At 61.4% G+C, this 21,789-nt stretch carries 14 protein-coding genes; 2 read left to right on the forward strand and 12 right to left on the reverse strand.

Annotation, left to right across the window (positions count from 1 at the left end):
• Positions 1–8: 8 nt before the first annotated feature.
• The 4 genes from JQT59_RS34645 to JQT59_RS34660 form a co-directional block, all read right to left on the reverse strand.
• Positions 9–1,427 (reverse strand): aldehyde dehydrogenase family protein, encoded by a 1,419-nt coding sequence (locus tag JQT59_RS34645; RefSeq protein WP_213574131.1) that lies wholly within the window; start codon positions 1,425–1,427, stop codon positions 9–11.
• A 73-nt stretch (positions 1,428–1,500) separates the two neighbouring features.
• The gene (locus tag JQT59_RS34650; protein WP_213574133.1) at positions 1,501–3,102 is read right to left on the reverse strand and encodes an AMP-binding protein; all 1,602 of its coding nucleotides are present in this window, start codon (positions 3,100–3,102) and stop codon (positions 1,501–1,503) included.
• A 62-nt stretch (positions 3,103–3,164) separates the two neighbouring features.
• Complete coding sequence (locus JQT59_RS34655; protein WP_249354037.1) at positions 3,165–4,451, reverse strand: cytochrome P450; 1,287 nt, start codon at positions 4,449–4,451, stop codon at positions 3,165–3,167.
• Between the two features lie 24 nt (positions 4,452–4,475).
• Positions 4,476–6,119 (reverse strand): FAD-dependent oxidoreductase, encoded by a 1,644-nt coding sequence (locus JQT59_RS34660; RefSeq protein WP_349307041.1) that lies wholly within the window; start codon positions 6,117–6,119, stop codon positions 4,476–4,478.
• 880 nt (positions 6,120–6,999) lie between these two features.
• Between JQT59_RS34660 and JQT59_RS34665 the strand changes: the two genes are divergently transcribed.
• Complete coding sequence (locus JQT59_RS34665) at positions 7,000–9,645, forward strand: PEP/pyruvate-binding domain-containing protein (RefSeq protein ID WP_213574137.1); 2,646 nt, start codon at positions 7,000–7,002, stop codon at positions 9,643–9,645.
• 1,527 nt (positions 9,646–11,172) lie between these two features.
• On the opposite strand, the gene JQT59_RS34670 is transcribed toward JQT59_RS34665, so the two are convergent.
• The 4 genes from JQT59_RS34670 to JQT59_RS34685 all read right to left on the reverse strand — a co-directional run bounded on the left by JQT59_RS34670 (position 11,173) and on the right by JQT59_RS34685 (position 15,064).
• Positions 11,173–11,361, reverse strand: a complete 189-nt coding sequence (locus JQT59_RS34670; RefSeq protein WP_213574139.1) for a hypothetical protein — start codon at positions 11,359–11,361, stop codon at positions 11,173–11,175.
• Between the two features lie 699 nt (positions 11,362–12,060).
• Positions 12,061–12,705: a PaaI family thioesterase gene (locus JQT59_RS34675; protein ID WP_213574141.1), complete on the reverse strand. Its 645-nt coding sequence runs from the start codon at positions 12,703–12,705 to the stop codon at positions 12,061–12,063.
• A gap of 389 nt (positions 12,706–13,094) precedes the next feature.
• Positions 13,095–13,961 (reverse strand): enoyl-CoA hydratase/isomerase family protein, encoded by an 867-nt coding sequence (locus JQT59_RS34680; RefSeq protein WP_213574143.1) that lies wholly within the window; start codon positions 13,959–13,961, stop codon positions 13,095–13,097.
• Positions 13,962–14,314: 353 nt separating this feature from the next.
• Positions 14,315–15,064, reverse strand: coding sequence for an SDR family NAD(P)-dependent oxidoreductase (locus JQT59_RS34685; RefSeq protein ID WP_249354039.1), 750 nt, complete (start codon positions 15,062–15,064; stop codon positions 14,315–14,317).
• Between the two features lie 225 nt (positions 15,065–15,289).
• On the opposite strand from JQT59_RS34685, the gene JQT59_RS34690 reads away from it, so the two are divergent.
• The gene (locus JQT59_RS34690; RefSeq protein ID WP_213574147.1) at positions 15,290–15,937 is read left to right on the forward strand and encodes a TetR/AcrR family transcriptional regulator; all 648 of its coding nucleotides are present in this window, start codon (positions 15,290–15,292) and stop codon (positions 15,935–15,937) included.
• Between the two features lie 195 nt (positions 15,938–16,132).
• Here the strand turns inward: JQT59_RS34690 and JQT59_RS34695 are convergent, their stop codons facing one another.
• From JQT59_RS34695 to JQT59_RS34710, 4 genes are all read right to left on the reverse strand, one after another.
• A complete protein-coding gene (locus JQT59_RS34695) occupies positions 16,133–17,662 on the reverse strand; it encodes a carotenoid oxygenase family protein (protein ID WP_213574149.1) in 1,530 nt (509 codons plus the stop codon).
• Between the two features lie 724 nt (positions 17,663–18,386).
• Entirely contained in the window at positions 18,387–19,211 is an 825-nt protein-coding gene (locus tag JQT59_RS34700) for an enoyl-CoA hydratase/isomerase family protein (protein WP_213574151.1), read from the reverse strand.
• Between the two features lie 30 nt (positions 19,212–19,241).
• Positions 19,242–20,411: an acyl-CoA dehydrogenase family protein gene (locus JQT59_RS34705; RefSeq protein WP_213574153.1), complete on the reverse strand. Its 1,170-nt coding sequence runs from the start codon at positions 20,409–20,411 to the stop codon at positions 19,242–19,244.
• On the reverse strand, positions 20,408–21,607 hold the full coding sequence (locus JQT59_RS34710; RefSeq protein ID WP_213574155.1) for an acyl-CoA dehydrogenase family protein: 1,200 nt from the start codon (positions 21,605–21,607) through the stop codon (positions 20,408–20,410). Before JQT59_RS34710 ends, JQT59_RS34705 begins: the two co-directional genes overlap by 4 nt.
• Positions 21,608–21,789 lie beyond the last annotated feature (182 nt).

The following is a 21,789-nucleotide window of genomic DNA, read 5'->3' on the forward strand; positions in this document are numbered from 1 at the left end:
TAGGTGATTCAGAGCGCACCCGGTGCGGTCTTGCCTTTGTTGCAATGGAGCACCTGGATGCTCGACAAGTCGTTGAGCCCCCAGGGCCCGTGTTCGACGCCGATACCGCTCCACTTGACGCCTCCGAAGGGCGCGTTTGTCGCAAGTACCGCATGCGAGTTAACCCACGCAGTTCCGACGTCGAGTTGGCTTGCCAGGGCCGTGGCACGGTCGATATCCGGAGACCAGATGGACCCGCCGAGCCCGTACTGCCCTGCGTTCACCCTTGCGATCACATCGTTCACATCGTCGTACGGTATGACGGGCAAGGCGGGTCCAAATTGCTCTTCGTCGACGATTCGCATACCGTCGGTCGCTCCGGCCAAAATGGTCGGTTCGTAGAAGACTCCCGGTCCGCCAACCGGTCTTCCCCCTGCGGTCGCCTTTGCACCGCTCTTGAGAGCGTCTTCCACCAACCCGCGGACTCGTTCGAACTGAGGCCGATTCGCCAGTGCCCCAAGCTGCGTGTCCTCATCGAGCGGATCACCAACGACAATCTGTTTGGCTATCTCGGAGAGCGCCTCGACCACACCGTCATAGATTGACCGTGGCACGTACAGCCTCTTAATGAGGATGCACCCCTGGCCGTTGTTCCAGAACGCGCCCCAGAAGAGAGCTTCTGCGATCTCCGCCGGATCAGCGTCGTCCAACACGAGCGCTGCATCGTTTCCGCCGAGTTCTAGAGTGACCCGCTTGAGATCCGCTGCAGCGGAGCGATAAACGTGCTTACCCGTCGCCACCGATCCTGTAAACGAGATCTTCCTCGGTACAGGATGCTCGGTCATCCAAGCACCGAGTTCGTCCCCTCCGGTAACGACATTGAAGACGCCGGGGGGCAAGATCTCACTTGCGATCTCGCCGATGCGCAATGTCGAGATGGGAGTGAAGGGTGATGGCTTCAGCACCATCGTGTTACCGGCCCGCAGCGCCGGCGCGAGCTTGAAGAAGGCCATCGCGACGGGAACGTTCCACGGAGTGATTCCCGCGACCACCCCGAGGGGGCGCCGCACAATCTCCGTATGGGCACCGTCATCATCACGGATCACTTCTCGTGGCCGCTCTACATTGGCATAATAGTCGAGCCAGGCAGCACCCGACATCGCTTCCACTCCGCCCAGATCGAGCGTCTTTCCATTTTCGTTCGCGAGGATCTCGGCCAGTTCCGGCGCGGCATCCATGACCGCAGCAGACAACTCCTGCAGCCTTTCCCGGCGGAAGTCCTCGTCTTTGCGCCATTCGAGTTGAGCCTTCGACGCAGCGTCCATCGCCCGGTCCAACTGAGCTGCGGTACAGACTGGCGCCTGCGCGTATACGTCGCCGGTTGCGGGATTGACTACATCGAAATAGTCACCTCCTGAGACACCTTGACCGCCGATTGTCATTTCCATGAAAACTCCCAGAGTCGTTATTCTAAAGAGACAAAACCAAGATTGCTGGTGGGCCGATCTACAGCACTTCCACCTAGCGACGCTTCTCCCTGGAGAGGGAATACTTGTCACCGGTCAGGTCGATCGTGCCGGTGCCCAATGCCCTCTCGCGAAGTTGATGTTTGAGAACACGTCCAACACCGTTCACGGGAAGCTCATCAAAGAACTCTATGAACCTGGGGATGCAGAAGTACGGTAGATGCGTTTCGAAGTACTTCAACAGTTCGCCGGGCTCGGGGCGCTCGCCCCGTGCGACGATGCACGCCTTGATGTCGTCTTCGGTCATGGGCGAGGGCACGGCGTGTACAGCGACTTCATCAACCAGGGGGTGTTGTCGGATGGCAACTTCCAGCTCGATTGACGACACATTCTCGCCGCGTCGCCTCATCGCATCCTTCTTCCGATCTACGAATGCGAATGCGCCCTCCGGAGTCTTTCGACCGTAGTCGCCGGTGTGGTACCAGAGGTTGGTGATCGTCGAAACAGTTGCGGTGTCGTTCTCCCAATATCCGGAGAAGATGGCACCCGGTGCCAGGGGCCGGATCGCGAACTCCCCTGTTTCGCCATCGGGTACCTCATTGTCGAGATCGTCGACGATGCGAACTTCGATAAGGCTGGCTGCACGTCCCACGGATCCTGGGAGCCGTGCCTGGCTCACCGGGTTCAGGCAGATCGCGGTGGCCTCGGTTTGTCCGTAGCCGTCGCATACGACTCGTGTACCGAAGCGTCTCTCGAATTCTTCTTGGCGCGGGATGTCCAGGGGGATCCATACCGCCAGGCGTAATTGGCCGCGCATGGGAGGGTCCGCCGATTCGGGTTGGGCCAGAACGGCTGCCGCCATCGCCGCGACACCCCACGATGTGGTCGCCCCTTCCTCGTGGACCTGACGCATGAAGGTGCTGGCGTGGAATTCGGCGAGAAAGCTGACCGACGACCGAGAAAACAGCGCCGACATCAGGACCGCGATCTGACCGCCGGCGTGATACAGCGGCAGGGCCGTGACGATCTTGTCCCCCGCTGCCACCCATTCCGCGGCAATGTACATGCGTGCGACCTGGAAGTAGTAGGCGTGCGAGAGCTTGCAGGCTTTCGACAGTCCGGTCGTCCCGGAGGTGAACATCAGACTCATCAAGTCGTCAGGTCGAACACTGACTTCCGGAAGTTCGGAACCGTGCTCGGCGAGCGACGCGTATGAGACATACATGGGCGGAGAAAGGTCCGGGGCATTCCCGTCTACTCCTACGATGAATTGCACGGAGGTCGTCGCAAGGTCCATGCCACCTAAGAGTGTCATTGCTGCTGCATCGCCGACAACCGCCCTCGCGCCGCTCGTCGACAACTGGTGCCTCAGGAACTCGCCCTTCAGGAAGACGTTGATCGGCACGAAGACGATACCGAGCTTGGCGCACGCGAAAATGAGCTCGACGTACTCCACCGCTGTGGGGAGCATGATGGCGAGCCGGTCCCCTTTAACAAGCCCGAGTTTCAGCAACCCTGCAGCAACTCGGTCGGTCTTCCCGTCGAGTTCGCCGACCGTGATCCATTCGCCACCGAACTTGACGAAGGGCGCCGATGGATCAGCGGCCGCCCACCCACGGAGTTGCTCGACAGGACCGACAACAGAACCTCGGTCCACGTCAAACGGTAGTTCCTCGCCGCACTCCACTGGTGCGGTAGCCGTTGAACTGGCCTGAATCGTCACACTGTCTCCTGAATACCGTCGTTCACAACATTTCGCGTCGAGCAGGTAATCGGCACACTTTCGACCGAGTTGTAACTGATACCAACCTGACGTGGCGTTTCTTCTTTCGGAATAGTCAGCCGGAAGTTTTCAAATTTGCTCAGCAGCTCCTCGTAGGCGATCGCCAGCTGAATTCTCGCAAAATGTGAGCCCAGGCAACGATGAACCCCCACACCGAACGCCACATGCGGAGTGCCCATACGCTCGAAGTCCAATTCATCTGGATTGTCGAAATGTTCGACGTCGCGATTGGCTGACATGTAGTTCACCGCAATGCGGTCGCCCTTTTTGAACTCGCAATCCCCGATCGTGGTGTCCTCGGTGACGGTGCGAGCCATGAAGGACACCGTGGGTTCGAATCGCAGGAATTCATCGAGATCGACCTTCCACCAGTCAGGGTTACGCAATCGGCCTTCGACCTCAGGGTTCGTTGCGAGGTGGTAGGCGATATTCGACATTGCACTACGAGTGGTGTCGAGTCCGCCGGCCAACAGGGCTGTTACCACGCCCAGGCGTTCGTCGTCTGTCAACAAGCGACCATCTTCCACCGTGGCAGTGACCAGCGCACCGAGTACGTCATCGCGCGATTCGGGATTCTTCTCGACCTCTTCAAGAAGCTCACCTGCGATCAGAGCGATTTCAAAGAACGCTTCGGGTGTGCCTTCGGTCGCGGCACGCTCAACGGCGCTGACCGCGCGCTTGGTGAGGTCCGCGTCCTCGGTTGCAAAGACCACGCGTCCAAGTGCGCCGGCGGTGAACGGGATGGCGAAGTCGTGCACGAACTCGAACTCGCCGTGCTCCTCGAGCTTGCGCGCAACTTTAGCGACGAGGTCTTGGCCGACCTGACGGATCTGGTCCTCGTACTTCAGAAGGTAGTTGCGGGAGAAGTACTTGTTGAGGAATTTCCGAAAGTCGCGGTGGATCGGTGGGTCCAGATCCAGTGGTGCCAAACTGACAGGGAGACCCCTGAGTGCAGGTTCGCAACTGCTGAACTTGTCGGGTCGCTCTGCAATCGCCTTGACGTCTTCGTATCGCGTTGCGACGTAGTATTCGCCGTCGCCCGCGGCGCGCGGGAAGGGGCACCCACCTTCACGCGCCGCACGCAGCGCGTCCAACATATGCAGACGCTGTTCCGGATCGAACAAGTCGATCGATTCGACGATTTCGTTCACACTCTTCACTACTTCGCCCTCCTTATAGTTTTTCTGGAACCACTGACAGAGTCTGCTGTCCGTCACGAACACCGGGCTCCTGTGCATCACGTTGATTCACATATTTGGCCTTTCCGCAACGCGCAGCATCTCATTCAAATCGATGAGCTTGATTCGCGGAGCTCCTCGTTCCCTCCCCAGACTTCGCTCGTGCGCGTCAATGGATTTCGCGCCGGCGAAGTTCAGGTAGTCCGGTTGTCGCTCAGATATCAGTTGTCGCAAGTTTTCCTGCGCACGAACAGGTTCCGTGAGGTGCCCCGCGCGGTGATCCTCGATGATCTTCTCGACGGTGTCCTTTGCGCACTTCTTGTTGGTGCCGATCACGCCCGTTGGGCCGCGCTTTATCCATCCCGCGACGTAGACTCCTGTCAGACAGGCTCCGCTTTCCGAGGTGACACGGCCGCCATGGTTTGCAATCGTGCCACTGACCGGTTCAATGGGAAGCGGTCCTGTTGGAACTCCTCGGTACCCAATCGAGCGCAGAACGAGCCCGCACTCGATGTCCTCCTCGACCCCCGTAGGCCGCACCTGCGAACGTCCATCCTGCGTGGACAGCAATTCGTTGTGTACGATTCTCAATCCCTCTACGTGGTCATCTCCCAATACCTCCAAGGGGGACGCGAGATAGCGTAGGACGATTCGCTTCTTGCCGGGACTGGGAGCGGAGGACGCGAGCTTCCTCAGAATCCCCAACTTGACCGTCGCGATTGGGTCATTCCCCTCGGTAGCGGCGCGCGAGTATGCATCCAGCTCGGACTCGTCCATGTCTACGTGGACATCAAAGCTCGACGATTGACTCAATGCTAGAAGTTCCGGAGTCGTGTATGCCGCCTGGGCCGGCCCTCGCCGTCCCATGACGACCACTTCCTTGATATTGCTCCCTGCGAGCCTATGTACGGCATGGGTAGCCATATCCGTCTTAGCGAGAGCTTGGGGTTCGCTGACAAGGAGACGGGCGACGTCCAGAGCGACATTGCCGTTCCCGATCACAACAGCGCGGTCGGCGGACAGGTCAAACACACTGTCGGCGAAATCGGGATGTCCGTTGTACCACGCGACGAACTCGGTTGCACTGTGGCTACCAGGTAGGTCCTCGCCGGGAATATCAAGCCGTCGGCTCCCGGAAGCACCGATCGCATAGACCACCGCATCGTGCGACTCCAGCAATTCCTCATGCGTAACATGCTTTCCAACAGTGACATTGAGAAACATCTCCATACCTCTGCGACCTGCGGTGCGCTGAAACAGCTCGGCGACCGCCTTCGTCCCTTGATGATCGGGAGCGACGCCGTAACGGACCAGGCCCCACGGAGTGGGCAACTGTTCAAACATGTTCACCTCGACCGCGAGATCGCGGCGCAAGAGAAGCTCTTCTGCGGTATAGCATGCCGCCGGGCCGGAACCTACGATAGCCACCTTCAGCGGGCGGAGCTTTTCGTCCGAATCTACTTTCTTTTTCTGCGCCCGAACAACATTCGCGTCCTCGGAATCCCTGTTCGAATAGAACGCAGCGTTGATCTCCTCGTACGGAGCCGTCTCATCCGTCAGATCGATATCGGCCACGATCGCGCTCACAGGGCATACCTCGACACATGCGCCGCAATCGATACAGGAGACCGGATCGATATACAGCATCTCCGCAGTGCCATAACCCGGCTCATGCGGCGCCGGATGGATGCAGTTGACGGGACAGACCGACACACATGCTGCGTCATTGCAGCAGGGTTGGGTGACAACGTGCGCCAAACCATTACTCCTTCTTGCATCCTCCTGGGACAGCGCGTAAGCGGCTCCAGGTGGAACGACGAGACAAACTACGTTGTCTGTAATACCGTTATGTTAGCTACCTCACGTTCGAGTGTCAATGCTGAGGCCTCCGCAAGCCCCACCAGGCAATATCCAGGCTTTCCCGCACGGCGAGGGCCGGACCAGTGCTGGTGAACGAGGCAAGAAGGCCCTCCAGGGTGGACGTCCACGTAGTCGCAGCCGAACTGACCCGGCCGCTGGTTCCGGACGCACCGAGGCGGCCTTCTGGAGCGCTTGCACTCCAACTGACACATACCTAAGCCGGCACGAGACTCGACGGTCGACGATTTTCTCCCAGATCGGCCCGACAGCCTGGCCGGGGGGCTGCGTTCCTGGGCCCGGAGGTGCATCGGCACCTCATTGTCCGCGGCACCCAACTTCATAGAGGCTCCCGCGGGTAGCGCAACTGCAACAAGCATGACCGAGCCTGAGACGGCGAAATATATTGAAGCGCAGCGGGATCGTTCTTGAGCGAAAATCGTTCGCACCTACAGTACGAGCGTTCGTCAGGCCGATCCACGATAATTTAAAAGTTAGATAGAAAAAGCCTGGATTGGCCGCATCCTCCGGGCTATGCTTTCGCTGAGCAGTATGAGCAGATCCGACCTTCCGCGGCATCGCGAGGAGTTGGCGGACCCCAGGGTGATTAGCGCACCAAGACACCGCGGTGACCTGCCGTTCCGGTAGCGCCCGACAGCCGACTGCGGCGAAGGTGAAATTACGTCACCGCGCGACGGCATTTTCAATCGTTAACTCAGACAGAAGGCAGAGGTTCATGGACGTCATCGCAGTGATGCCGCTCGAGAAGTGCGGAGAGGATGTCGCATCGGAGGTCGGGGGCAAGGCGCTGGGACTCGGTGCGCTTATGCGGTCGGGCATGACCGTACCTCCGGGTTTCGTCGTTACAACCGACGCGTACCGTTCGGCGGTGAAGGCTGCGGGCATCAACGAGCACATCGAGAGCGCTCTTCGCGGAGCCGACCCCGAGGGCGATCTCACAGCCGTGTCTGAGGTGATTTCCGCGCTCTTCACGGAAGCGCTCATCAGTGATGAGCTTCGCACGACTATCGAAGATGCATACTGCGGGCTGGGCTTGTCCCCGACTCCCGTCGCCGTGCGGTCCAGCGCGATCGCCGAGGATCGTGCAGACGCCTCTTTCGCTGGACAGCAGGACACCTATCTCTGGGTGCAGGGGGCAGACCAGGTTATTACCCATATCGTACGGTGTTGGGCAAGCCTCTTCAGCCCGCGTGTCATCGCCTATCGGGCCCGCTTGGGAGTTCCGCCTGAGGATGTAGCCATGGCGGTGGTCGTTCAGGAGATGGTACAAGCTCGTGCGGCAGGAGTCATGATGACCCTCGATCCGGCCAACGGTGACCGCGACGCGCTGTACATCGAATCGAACTACGGGCTCGGCGAAGCCGTCGTGGCCGGGGAAGTCACGCCGGACTCCTTCTGGGTCGACAAGAAGACGCTCGGTTTACGCAAGCGCGTCGTCGGGGATAAGCAGATTGCGTACCGCTTCGATGAGGCGAGTCAGCAGGTTCGCAAGGTAGAAGTTTCGGCTGGCGAGCGTGCGGACTGGTCCCTCAGCAATGAGGAGGTGCGCAGGATCGCCGAACTCGGACGAGAGATCGAGACGGCCTTCGGCGCCCCGATGGACGTCGAGTGGGCAATTGCCGGGTCCGGAACGTCCTCAATTGTTCAGCTCCTGCAGGCGCGGCCTGAAACCGTCTGGGCATCGCAACCCGTCCCCGCCGACAATGGCTCCCAATCCGGTTGCGACTCGGATCTCCTCACGCCCCAACGGTGCGACCCGCTGCACTCGTCGAGCACTCCGAACCTTCACTGGAGCACGTCGAACCTGGGCGAGGCGATCCCCGGGGTTCTTACTCCTCTGAACTGGACGCTGTGGCACCGGCCGCTCGAGAAGTCCGCATTGCAGGCCGCATTCCGTATCGGTGTCCTGTCGCGCGCAGAGTCGGAATTCACTGACGACGTCGACCGCCACTACTTCCGTGCGTTCTATGGACGCCCGGCGATCCAGGTCGAATTCATGGGCGCGATGGGCGATCGCATGCCCGGCACTTCGAGCGAGGACGCCGTCAGGTCCGTCCTTGGTCGTGTTCCCGACGGGTGGCAGGCCAATCCCACGCTTCGTCGATTGCCCGTTATCGCCGGCAGATTCCCTTGGACATTCATGATCGTTATCAAGGAGATCCGGGAGACCGTCAAGGCGGTCGACGCCTGGTATGCACCGCATCTTCAGCGCGTGTCCGAAGCGTTGACGGTAGCCGAGGCCACCGAAAACTTCCGAGTGGCCATGGGATACTTCGACCGTGCCCTGACCACCCAGGTTGTCGGCTCTCTTGCAGGCATCGTTCCGGTGTACGACGTCCTTGAACGACTGACCAAGCGTGCTGGGGTGGATATCTCTGCATTGAGCGGCTCCGGTGGGGCTGAGGTCTCGGGTCTGGTCACCGACGTCTGGAAGGCGTCACGCAACGAGCTCAGCTTCGATGAGGTGGTCGCGCGGCATGGAATGCACGGTCCGCTCGAGGGTGAAGTATCGAGTGTGGTTTGGCGGGAGAATCCTGAACCGTTGCGCACACTGATCGACACATATGCGCGCCAAGACGACGATGAGGATCCTCGCCTTCGCGAGGCGGATCACCGCGTTGCGGCTGGCCTGGCGGCGCGACAGCTGCTTGCTGCGACGCCGAGATGGCAAAGACCAGCCGTTCGGTTCCTGCTAAAACTCGCGGAAACGCGGATCCCGCTGCGAGGTGCGGCAAAGCGGTCGCTGGTGCAAGGGCTCGATGGAACCCGAGCATCGGCGCGGCGGCTCGGCGCACTCCTTGTTGAAGCGGGCACTGTGGAGCACGCCGACGACATCTTCTACTTGACTACGGCAGAGGTCGAACACATTCCTAGTGACGTTAAGTCGCTCGTGCGGCAACGGCGCGAGCGACGGGATGCGTACGCAGCGCTGTCCATCCCGAGCGATTGGAAGGGCACGCCCGAGCCGACGCCGGTCGGCGCCGACGATGAGCTGACCGCCGAGGGAAAGATGACTCTTGAAGGCATAGGTGTTAGCGCAGGAGTCGTTGAGGGAATCGCGCGTGTCCTTTACGAGCCTGATTTCGCCGCGGTTCAACCTGGCGAGGTTCTGGTGACTCCGACGACCGACCCGAGTTGGTCCTCAGTGATGTTCATCTCGTCCGCCCTTGTCGTGGACATCGGCGGAGCACTTAGCCATGCAGCGGTCGTGGCCCGCGAGCTTCGGGTGCCGTGCGTCGTGAACACCCGGAGCGGAAGCCGCACCATCAAGACGGGCGACCGTATTCGCGTTAACGGCAATTCTGGAACCGTCGAAGTTCTCGAACGCGTTGCCTCGCCTGTGGAGCTCGAGGACGCGTGATGCGCACAGTCTTCCTCAAACGAGGAAGACTGTGACTGGTCCGACGTACCGACGCGCGGGGTGTCCGCGGGCCGGGCAGGATATTAGATTCGGAGTCGTCCCCGAGGGTCCTCCCGGCCCGCCACCGCAGAGGGTGGAACCGTCTTCAAGCAGCGCAACGTGTCCTGGCGACTCGTGCCCCAGCGCGGTAGCACGTGTAACCACGACCGCCCGTGTCCGACATACGAGGTGATGACCGTGGTGTGCAGGGCTCGGTACAAGTTGCCGCTTACCGGGCTGGGAGAGCCGGGAGCGGACGACGCCGGTGAAGCCCCTCTCCGGGACCGGTGTAGGAGGTCAACGCGGCCGCCGACCGTACGTGAAACTAGCTGCGTCGGGCGAGGGTGGTGAGAGCTCCCCGAGTTACACACGGTCGGCCGGCGGCCTTGATGTACACGCACGATCGGGGGGCAGCCGTGACAGTCGAGAATTTTGCGTAAGTCATTGCTGCTCTGATTTTTTGACACAACAAGCCGGGTTGCCGAAGGCTAGGATTAGGGACCGAGTCCGGCGCTGCAGCCGACAATGGCGCAACGTCCACGCCTGCGGTCGTGAGCGCCATCGATGAACTCAGACTCTGACAGTCACGGTGGCGTTTCACCTCGATGTCATGGACGATCACAGCAATGTGGCCACGGCTTGGTCGCTGCAACCGCTCCCGGGAAACTCCAAGGCGCGACTGCGGCCACGTGCGTGTGTCAGGTTCGAATGGCTCTGGCTCATTATCCGTGAGGGTTCCTGAGTATGCCAGTGGATGAGGTGTATTCGCATGTGTGGGAGGTCGAATCCGGCGCGTCCATCCCTCTGCCGCTCGCGGGTTTTGATTCGATATACGTTTCCCTCGACAGCGCCGGAGTTGTCGGGCAGGTGGTCAGCCCGTTGAGGACCGCGGCTCGGTCGCGTCCGATCCCCCGGACGAATCGATGCAGGTTCGGCAGATCGTTCGAGGAGACGGCCGCCTTCCAAGATTGATACGATCGCCGTGTGCTGGTCAGCATCTCGGGCGAACGAGGTAACGAACGCTGCGGTGGTCTCAAGGTGCTGGCAGCTGGCGAGGACTTACTGCTCGTCGTCGGTGATACCCTCGGGTCGGTGCAGGATCCGCGAGCGACGCGCCGAACCTTCGGGATTTTCTCCCGTGCAGATGTACGGTGGACTCGTCAAACCCGAGTGACCTGCCTGCAGGGCGGCCAGCAGTTGGCGACTGCTACCAACGGCCGACGCACGGTTCTCCGCAGCGCGCCCGAGCCCATTTGGATCGGTTTGATCCACTTGCCCTGGGCCTCGAGCGCGGAAACCGCTTTCATAGCGGCGCTGGGTGGAGGCGACGAGGACGGATTGCTCGCGGCGCGCGGTCACGCTTGTTCGGCGGTCCGCCGGAAGTCCTCCGCGGCGGTGAGTTCGGTGTGCCGTTCGGGATCGTCTGCAGCCTTGAGTCAGAGACAAAACGCGTTGAGCAGCAATGCTTTCCGCGCGGCTTCGGCCAGGTTATGCCACAGCTGCCAGCTTTCGGCGACGCCGACGCTTGCGTCGGGCGCCCCCGTGTGCGCGCCCCTTCGACGCAAGCGTCGGCGCCAACACGGCACCACGGTCGTGCCCGGGCACGCGGTCGGCCAGTCGGCGAAGGTAATCGACCTTCCTGTCGGTGAGGACGTCGCCGGGGAGGGCGGTGGCCATGTCGATCAGGACGATCCGGACCGGTGCCGTCGTCGAAGGGCGAAGTCGTCGACTCCGAGGACCTTACCGCCCGATGCCGGGTCTGGAAGCGCACGGACAAGTCGTAGCTGGGTGCTGTGTCCCGACAGTTCTGTCGCTGGGTTCCGGAGCGGCCGGCAACCGCCAGCCAAATTCTTTCGAGGCTTCCCTTCAGCATCTGGGGGTGCGCCGTGCACATCACACCGTCTATCTGCTCAGCGAAGGTACGCCCGGGTCGCCGTCGGTGGTCAGACAAAGGAAGCGTCACATCCCGCAGCACGAGGCGACTGAGCCGGCTTCCGATCGCGATGTCGGCCACACCGTGCATTCGTAGCTATGTTGACCTTCGTGCAGGACGCCGGCGTCCGTAGACGTGCGGATCCCCGCAGCGAGGGGCGCACTGGCCTCACGGAGGCGATCGAGGCAACCCGTGCCGACCGCCACCGGATTGGCCGGTTCGGCGCACACTCTTCGAGCAGTCCTACGGCCGCGCCTGGCTTTCCCTGAGCGAGACGACGTCTGCAGTCTTCGAGATCGTCTCGTGGTCCCGAGGACCGGTGACACGGCGAGGCGTGCGACCGGATGTCCGGTAATGCTCCGACGCCGAAGGCCAGTTGTGCGGGCATCCTGCGGAGGTCCCGGTCATTCTGCTCGCAAGAAGCAGAAGCCAGTCGATTCCAGTCAGGCGAAGTGCTTCATCAACTTCGCCGCCTGCTCCGGGCGCAGCAGGCGGAAGTGCCCGTCCGCCGTCACCAGTCGCGTCCCCGGCACAGCAGCGGCGGCTATCCACGCCTGAGCGAAGACATCGCCGTCCCCGCTGGCGACCACTCGCCCGCGCACGAGCAGCTCCATCCCGGAGGGGACGGGGCGCAAGTATTGGACGACGAGCTTGCGCGTCAGGCCGGGTTTGCCTGATTCTGCCACGACGTGCCCCAGCGCGTGATCCATCAGCATTGCCGAGATCCCGCCATGTACGTGGTGCGGCGGGCCTTCGAATGCCTCACCGAACGTGCAGGTGGCGCTGGCCACACCGTCGACAGTCTCGAAGGATAATGGAGCAACGAATGGACTCCCCTCCCCGGTCATTGGTGAAAACATTCGTACGCCGTTGTACGGGTCGTCGACCGAAGAGGGCACACCGGCCTGCCGGCTCGTCGCGCCTAGGATCGAGGTGGCCTCGGCGACCAGAAGCCTCGCCTGGCAGAGGATCTTGGTAGGCACCTCCGACATGACCGAGGCGGTCCCGAGGGCGCGGAGCGCCCGACCGAGATCACGGACCGCGCGTCTTCTATCGACGAGGTCGCCAGGGACGTCCTGCTCTGCCACGGTTGTCGCTTGACCGAGCAAGGGTCCCCAGGCGATCGTTGGTACCGGGCCGATTCCCTCCAGGTCCTCGCCGTCCCCTGCCCCTCGGCCGACCCTTTCAGATGGCGACTTTACGAATCCCTCATTCACGCGAGGACTCCTGGAATCTACCCGGTTGAGGCCTCGACGGGTCAAACAAATGCCGGAGAGTTCCGCATCCCGCATCCCGTATGCCGGCGCCTGCAGCAGCGCCGAATTTGGGGATGCACATGCTCGGCGCCGTCGGCACTTCGTCGCGGGACGGCTCGGCGCGCCGCTCACGGATCGATCGTACGACGATGGCGGCCATGTCTTCAATGCCCTGCATGGTGTTCCTTCGAATCGTGGATGAAGACCGGATCACCTCCGGGTCAACGGCCGACGTAGGTCCCCTTCGTGCGTGTTTTGAATGCCTCGAAGGCCGCGGCAGCGTCCTCGGTGGCAAAGGTAATGCGCTGGTTGTCCCACTCCAGGTCAAGCTGCTCGGCCAGGGTATTCGTCTCAGCACCTCGCAAGGCACGGACCGTCGCCCGCAACCCGAGTGGCGGCAGCTGCGCTAGATCCTTGGCAACCTTCAGCGCGTGCTCCAGCACCTGGCCGTCAGGGACCACTTGGTTGACGAAGCCTGCACGGTGCGCATCTTCCGCCGACATCGGCTTGTCCCGCAGCAAGAAGTCCGTCGCCGCCGATTGTCCCATCAGCTTGGTGACGAAATAACTAACTCCCATGTCGGGGCCGAATCCAAGTGTGCCGAACGCAGCTTTGAACTTCACAGACTCGCCCGCAATGCGGTAAGTGTGCAGGCCAGCCCATCCGATGCCTCCGCCAGCCACGGCTCCATTGATGGCCGCGATGGTGGGCTTCTGAAAGTTGTTAAGCATCTGAAGGATCCATCGGCCCGGCCCCAACGGGTCGAAACGTCGAGCTTGAGCCGAGACCCCGAGCGAGGCGTGATCACCCTGCATCACTCCGCCGTAAAACATGACATCCGCGTCCGCGCCGGGACCGAGCTTGCCGTCCAGCTGGGCAAAGTCGACGCCGGGGCTCCACGCCGTCGCGCCGTCCGAGACGTTCGCGGTCGTGACGATGACGCGAACGCTGTCGTCACGTTCGAGCTCGGCGGAGACGTCCAAGAGTTCCCTCAGCAGAGACCCTCCGAGTGAGTTATTGGCGAGCGGACGATCGACCGTAAGCACGGCGACGTGCTCATCCACCGACACGTGCAGTTCCTCCGACATAGGCAGCCTTTCCTCGCGCGGGGGCTCCGGCGGACCGGGGAAGCTCCCGAGACATTTTACTGTACATTAAACTTTGGGCGAACAGAAGCATTCGTTCGAACCCCACGCGATCAATACCGCGTGCTCGATGATCTGAACCACGTCTTCGACGCGCCCGATCAGGACCAGCAATGCCCGCACGGTCACCGTCGGAGGACCTTGGCCGCTCACTTTGGGTCGGCGGTGTTGCCCAAAAAGAGGGCCATGTCTTCGCATCCCCGCGAGCGACCCCAGTCCGGCGTGACGCGGCCGGGGATTTACCGGTGACTCTGAACGCATCGCGCACCGGAGGATGCTCACGACGCGAATCGCGATCAGACTCCGTACCCTCCATCGACGTTGAGAGTCTGGCCGGTAATCCAGCCGGCACGATCTGACATGAGGAATCGGACTGCCTCGGCCACGTCAGTCACGTCCCCGAACCGACCAAGGGTCGTCTCCGACTTCGCCAAGGCCAGGCCTTGTTCCGTGAAGACCCCCGATTTCACCAACTTGTCGAACATGCCCTCCCCCTCGATGACGCCGGCGCCGACAGCATTCGCGCGAACGCCGAATCGCCCCTCTTCGCCGGCGATGCCCCTTATCAATGCCTGAACCCCCGCCTTGGGGGCCGACGACATCAGGTCCATCTTGCTGTACCGCTCGATCACCGGTGTGACGATGGCGGTTACTGCACCCGACGAAGCACGGAGCATCGGCAGGAAAGGCTGCACCAAGTTGAAGCAGCTCTTGAGGTCGTTGTCGATCACGCGTGAGAAGGTCTCGAGCTCAGTCTTGGCGATGAACGACATCGGAATCACCGGGCCCGCCGCGTAGACGACACCTCGCACGGCGCCGGCATCCGCGACTCGGCTCGCAAAGGCCCGAGCCTCGTCGGGAATCGCAAGATCAACCTGCTCAATCGTGGCCTTTCGACCACTCGAACGGACGAGCTCCGCCGTTTCATCGGCGCCCGCACGATTGCCTCGATACGCCACGACGACGTCATGGCCATCCTCCGCCAGGCTACGAGCGATGGCCCGACCCAAACCACCCGACGCCCCGCCGACAACCGTCCAGCTCATCGATTCCACCATCTTCTCTTCTCACTCCAAACTCAAGGATCGTCCGGCACAGGAAACAGACCGCGCGTCATCACGACTTCACGGCGCGCTACAGGTCAGCTGAACGGGGACTAACATTCCCGAAAGTATCTAATTCAGACTAAATAATAGGTGCATGGACCGGGATCGTCAACAAAACCAGGGTGTCGCAGTCACGACCGTAGAAGGGCAGTTAGAATCGGGTTTGTGCCACGCCCAGCGACGAACAATGCCAGCAGCGCTCCCTTAGCGACTACCAAGTCCGCCAAGACCCGAGCCCGGATCTTGGATGCCACGGCCCACATTTTGTGCCGCAAAGGTTTCTCCGGAACTCGCCTGAGCGATATCGCCGACCGCGCCGAGTGTCAAGCACCGGCAATTTACTACTACTTCGAATCGCGCGAGGACCTGATCGAAGAGGTCATCTGGCAGGGAATGGCACACCTGCACGACCATGTGCGCAAGGCCCTCAAAGCTGCGAGCAGCGTGTCACCCGCGGAACGCCTGAACATCGCACTGGAGCAGCACCTACGCTTCATCCTGACCGAGTCCGACTACACCATGGCCGCGATTCGCAATGCCGCCCAAATGCCCATCGAGCTGCGCGATCGGCAACTCGCCGAGCAGCAGAAATACGCGGTTCTGTGGAGGAAGCTGTTCAGGGACGTGCGAACGGCCGGGCAACTTCGGCCAGGTGTCGATGAGCGGCTCGCACGCATGCTCATCCTCGGTTCGCTCAATTGGTCCACCGAATGGTGGCAGCCACGCGGAGAGTCTGTCGACACCTTGGTCCTCAACGCCAAGCGCATGCTCAACGGAGGATTCCTCACAGAGGTCGATAAAGAGGTCGACTGAGCCCCCGATGATGAGCCGGGAAGCCGGGGACCTCGTGGACTGATTGACAGCCCACGAGATTCCCGGGTTTCCAGCTACACGCCTCTACGGACCGTCATGCGTTCGGTTAGCGGAGCGCTGGTTCGCCACGAACGGTCGGCGCCCACGCTCTTCGACGGTGGCCGCCCGACTCCTCTGCGGTGCCCTCCGACGAGTTCAGCTCTCCAGCTCGACAGAGAGCATGTGCGGTGACGGAACGCTGCGAAAGTCCATCCAGTGCCCGTGAGGAGTCCATCCCATGTGGAACGGGAGCTCAATGCGACAGATCGGTCCAATGCTGATGTCATCCGTATCGAAGATCTGGAACTCGCCGAGGTGCTCCTTGAACTTGGACACAGGAACGATGAGGTAACCATCGCCTTCGGGGGCGTCTACAGTCCGAGGGACAAACGCCGGCTCGAACGGGGACTCGTGGCGATTTGCGGTCAACTTCACTCGCTTGTCCGACCCACTGCGCATGTTGCGTCGAATTAGCGTGTCCATCCGCATCGCGCCTGGCCTACTATCGCTGGGCGAGCCTCCCACGAGAACACCCCAGTCGTAGGGTCGGCCGAAGTGCCGTTCATCGATCTTCGGGAGCTCGCACATGACATCGTCGAGCACCTCACTCGTCACTGTTCGTGTCTTGAGGTTGATCGTCCATCTGCCAAGCACACTCGGCGCAACCTGGAAGAATGGAATAAAAGGGTCACCTGGTGCTGACATCTCGTCGGTTTGGAACGGCGGACGCCCGAACAACGGTGCGTCGAGCTGGATCGTGTCACCGATCTCGTTAGCCGACAACATGTGCATCATGTACTGCGGCGGCAAGTCGGCAGTGATCCAGATGATCTCCGAGTTGATGTCGAAGCGGTTGATCAGCGCCAGCATGATCGGCTGGGCGACTTCCCATCCGTACCCACCAAGGCCCTTATTCGCCTTTTCGCTCGAGAGCGTGAACGGTTGGAACGGCAGAATGAAGTAGTTCTCGGACAACCACGCGTCGTGGGCGACGGTGTTGTACGGGGCATCGAGGATAGGACGCGACTGGACATCGCCGTTGGGCTTGATCCAGTGAAGGGTGACGAACGGGCGCACGTCGCTGTAACCCCACGCATACAGCATCCCCGTGTCCGCATCCCACTTCGGGTGCGGCGCCATATTGCCGTCATTCTCGTCGATGGGCTCACGGATACCCCGTGAGAGGTCCTTGCCCCAGGAGGGGAAACCCTTGGTCTCGAGAGTGATTGGATCGATGCGGAGCGGGGCCCCGGCCTGCTCACCAACCGCGAAGATGTCGCCAGCGAAGGGGAAAGCGTTCACCAGCGCAGTGTTGTGCGAAAGCAGACGCGTCTGCTCATTGCGGATGATGTCACCGAGACCCATCGCACGCCAGTCTTGGCTGATCGCGCAGTCCTCCCACTCGAAGAGGGCTTCTCCCGCCTTCTCCTCGGCCAGGAACTTGGGCGTCCTTACCCACCGGTTGCGGAAGGAAGCCTTTCCGTTCTCGAGGACCAAGCCCTGAACCATGCCATCAGTGGTAAAGACACTCTCGACCCCCTGACGCGCAGGGCGTCGAACGGTCGGGCCGTTATGGTACAGCCCACCGTAGATATCCTTGGGGATCTGCCCCTCAATGACGCGACATTCCGGAACCGTGGCCTCGAAGGCCATGGGCCAGAACACTCCCCTTTGCTGCATGATCATCGCTCCTTTCGAACCTTGTTATGCTTCTTGTTTTTGAATCTTGTTTTTGAATCTTGTTTTGATTATGTTCTCGGCTAGGATTACGTGTCAACCCAATGCCGATCACACTTTGTAGCTCCACAAGGGCGGCCGCCATCAGCGATGTGGCCAGGGAGCGATTTGGGCAAGTGTTCGTCGCTACCGTTGATCGCGCTCCCCGGAACGGCTCTGTCGGTGGCGAAAGCAGGGAACTCAGCTTCTGTATGCTGCTCAGACGGTCCATCTGGATACCGGGCTCTGTCGGCTATGGTCGCCGCAAACCGCCCCTCTCTGGTCGCAAGGCGCCTACAAGAGCGCCATGTAGGCGTTCGTTCCAGCGCCGAGACATTAGCTTGCCCACCCGCGAGATCACCGCGGGAGAAGAGGCTTCGAGATCCTTCTTCGAAGCCCATCGAATACGGAACTTCGACACCAGCACCATCAGGATCAGCAGGGAGAATGCAGCATCCCTCTCACTACTGACGAGACGCCGGACCCGAACTGACTGCTTCCGCACCTCACATGTGCTGTTGAGTCGTCCAAATGTCGGACGGCGCGTCGGTCCAGACCAAGCGCTCGGGTACCCGCTCGCATGCACGTATTTCGGTCCGAAGCCCCGTGGGACAGTGCCGTCCGGGCCGCGCATCCGGACGACTCAAGCTTTAGGGAAAGGGATGGCGCCTGGATTCGAGGTCAGATGGATCGACTAGCGCCCCTTAACCGCTGATCCGCCCGCCGCGAGTTGAGTCATTCGTTCCCCGAGAACCCGCTGCGACTCGCTCGTCCAGTGACTCAGCTGGTGTGCCATGAAGTGGAACCGGTTGACGGCCGCTTCTCCCTGCTGGTCAGCCATGAACTGCAAACTCTGCTTGGAGAGCGCAATCGTCTCGGGTGGCGCGGCCGCGAGCTTCATGGCAACCGAGCCGACGGTTGCATCCAGCTGTTCGGGATCGACCAACCAGGTCACGAGTCCGGCTTCGACGGCATCGTTTCCTGTCATGCGCTCATCCAGCCAGAAGACACGCTTCGCCCAGGTCTCGCCCACGCGTAGAGCAAAGCTTGCTACCTCGGCGTCGTTCACCGCGATCGACGTCAAGATCGGTGAACCGAACGACACTGTCGAGTCCGCCACGACGAAGTCGGCCGCGGCAGCAAACATCAGACCCGCCGCCAAGCAATGACCTTGGACCCGGCACACGGTGGGGATCGCCAGCTCGCGAAACTTCCGAACGGGCTCGACAAAGAGGCGTAGCTCCTGCCAGTAGCGACCCTCCACCGTCTCCGCGTTTCTGCGGTAGTCGTGGTTGTCGTGCATCTGTCGGAGGTCGTGACCGGAGCAGAAACTCTGACCAGCCCCGCCCAGGATGACGACACGTGCGGCTCTTTCACGCGCCAGTTGGTCGAGCGTCGCGCCCAACGCCTCAAGCATCTCGGGATTCTGCGCGTTGAGGATATCCGGGCGGTTGAAGGTGATACGACAAATGTCGTCCGTCTGGTCAACCAGCAGCGGGCCGGATGTCAGCGACGTCATGGAGGACCTTCGATTCTCAGGACGTGGGGTCTAGGGGTTGTGTGCATTGAACGACGAGGCGATGTCACGCCCGATAATCTCTTTCATGATCTCGGTCGTACCGCCGTAAATCGTCTGCACGCGCGAGTCGATGAAGGCACGGGCAACGGGATACTCGATCATGTATCCATAGCCGCCGTGCAGCTGGACACAGCGGTCAACGATCCGTTTCTGGAGCTCAGTGGTCCACCACTTACCCTTCGCCGCATCCGTGGCGGTCAGGGTCCCAGCGTTCTGGCGGAGGGCGAGGCTGTCGACGTAGGCTTCCGCGATGTCCAGTTCGGTCGCCATTTCGGCCAGCGCGAACCGTGTGTTCTGGAACTCGCCGATCGGCTGACCGAATGCCTTTCGCTCGAAACAGTACGCCGCGGTCAGGTCGAAGATGGCGCGAGCATCCGCAACTGCGCCAAGTGTCGTGCTTAGCCTCTCGCGTGGGAGGTGTTTCTTGAGCTGCGACAACCCGGTCCCGTATGTGCCGAGCAGGTTTTCAAGTGGTAGACGCACATCGTGAAAAAAGAGCTCGCCGGTGTCCTGCGAGTGCAGACCTACCTTCTGCAAGGGCCGCCCGCGCTCGAACCCAGGCATGCCGTCCTCGACCACGAACAAACTGAAACCGAGGGAACCATCGTCTTTCACCGTACGCGCCGCCACGATGACGATCCCGGCTATCGTCCCGTTCGTAATGAAGGTTTTGCGACCTGACAGCACCCACTCGTCGCCGTCTCGGCGCGCCATCGTTGACATCCCCCGGAGATCGCTGCCAGCGTCCGGTTCGGTCATAGCGACGGCGCCGAGCATCTCTCCCGCCGCGAGACCAGGCATCCAGCGATCGAGCTGCTCGTCCGTACCGAGGTCCAGCAGGTAGACCAGAACCATGTCGTCCTGGTTCGCCAGGCCGATCGAGAAGGTGGTCGCTCTCGCCAGCGCCATCTCCTCGTTGACCACCATCCGGAAGCGCACATCGGTCTCGCCCGGTCCCCCGAACTTCTCCGGGATCCCCAGCCCGTAGATTCCGGCGCTGATCGCGGCGGTGAACGCTGACAGGTCGATTCCACCCTCCTCCTCCCAGCGGGCGTAGTGGGGGGTGACCTCCCGTCTGATGAAAGTCCTTACCGTGTCGCGGTACTGCTCGTGCACCTCCTCGTAGATCGCGCTGCTCATGAGACCGGCGCCTTCTGAGGGGCACCCGCAGAACGCTGTGACACGTTGACACCAGGAAGGATCGACGCGGCGATCGCGTTCCTCAACACTGGCGGGCTTCCGCCGGCCACGATGGTTGCCACGACGTCGCGATGGATGCGCTCGATGGCGTAATTCGTGGTCGCCCCGTAGCCACCATGGAGCTCCAATGCCTTCAGCGTGATCTGCGAGGCCACCCGGGCGCCGTAGAGCTTGGCGGCGGTCGTCTCCAAGGCACGCGGGTAGTTGCCGCCGATTGCCGAGGCCGCGGCATTTCGCGCCATCAGCCGCAACGCCTCGAGGTCCGTCCACATGTCGACCAGGGCGTGGTAGACGGCCTGGAACTCGGCCAATGGCCGTCCAAAGGCGACGCGTTCACGGACAAATCTCTCCGCCTCGTCGTATGCCGCACCAGCCATGCCGAGGTTGAAGGCACAGTTGTGCAACCGTTCCATGTTGAACGCAGTCATCAGATCACCAAAGCTGCCGGGCCCCCGAATGATATTCTCGACCGGAACCACGACGTTTTCCAGCGTCAGGTCCCCGTGAGGGATCCCGCGGCACCCAAGGAATTCCGGGCCAGCCTCGATCGTCACACCCGGCATGCCTTCTTCCACGATGACCGCGCCGATCCCTCGGTGCCCAGGAATGTCGTCGAACCGAACGAACACGGCATAGAGCTGGTTAACCGTAGCTCCGGTCACGAAGTTCTTCTTACCGTTGAGGACCCAACCATCGCCCTTTCGCTTCGCAGTTGTGACGAGCGAAGTCAAGTCCGACCCATAGTCCGGCTCTGTGAGCGCGATGGCGCACTGTCGTGCTCCGGTGACGAGGTCCGGAAGAAACTTGTCCCGCGTCGCCTGCGCTTCGGCCATCATCACCATGCACGGCCCCGGTCCGGCCGTAGCGAACAGCGGCTCTCCGATCGCCCAGAACTGCGAGTTCCTGAACATCGCCTCGACGGTGATCAGATAGTCCATCGCGGTCAGTCCCTGGCCGCCGTACTCGGTAGGCATCGTCAGCCCAAGGAGACCGTGCGCCCTGACATGCTCCACGACCTCGGGGTACGGAACCTTGTTCGACCGATCCCACTCCGCCGACCTGCCACGAAGGGCGGCACCAGCCGCCGTCGCACGCTCCTGCAGTTCAAGCTGTTGTGTACTGAGGGTGAAATCCACAGCATTCTCCCGTCATCTGCGCCCTCGACTCGGGTGCACATTTTTGAACATTGATTCAAATCCGTATAGTACATGAAAGGGTACGGCGCGTCACGGCCGTTTGCCCCCAAAGCTCCCGATATTTCTCGAAAGAATGACGGTGCGTCGCGCGGAAGACGTGAAGACCTCCGCACGATGGTGAC

This window comes from Rhodococcus sp. USK13, from assembly GCF_018343855.1.
Lineage (GTDB): Bacteria > Actinomycetota > Actinomycetes > Mycobacteriales > Mycobacteriaceae > Rhodococcus_F > Rhodococcus_F oxybenzonivorans.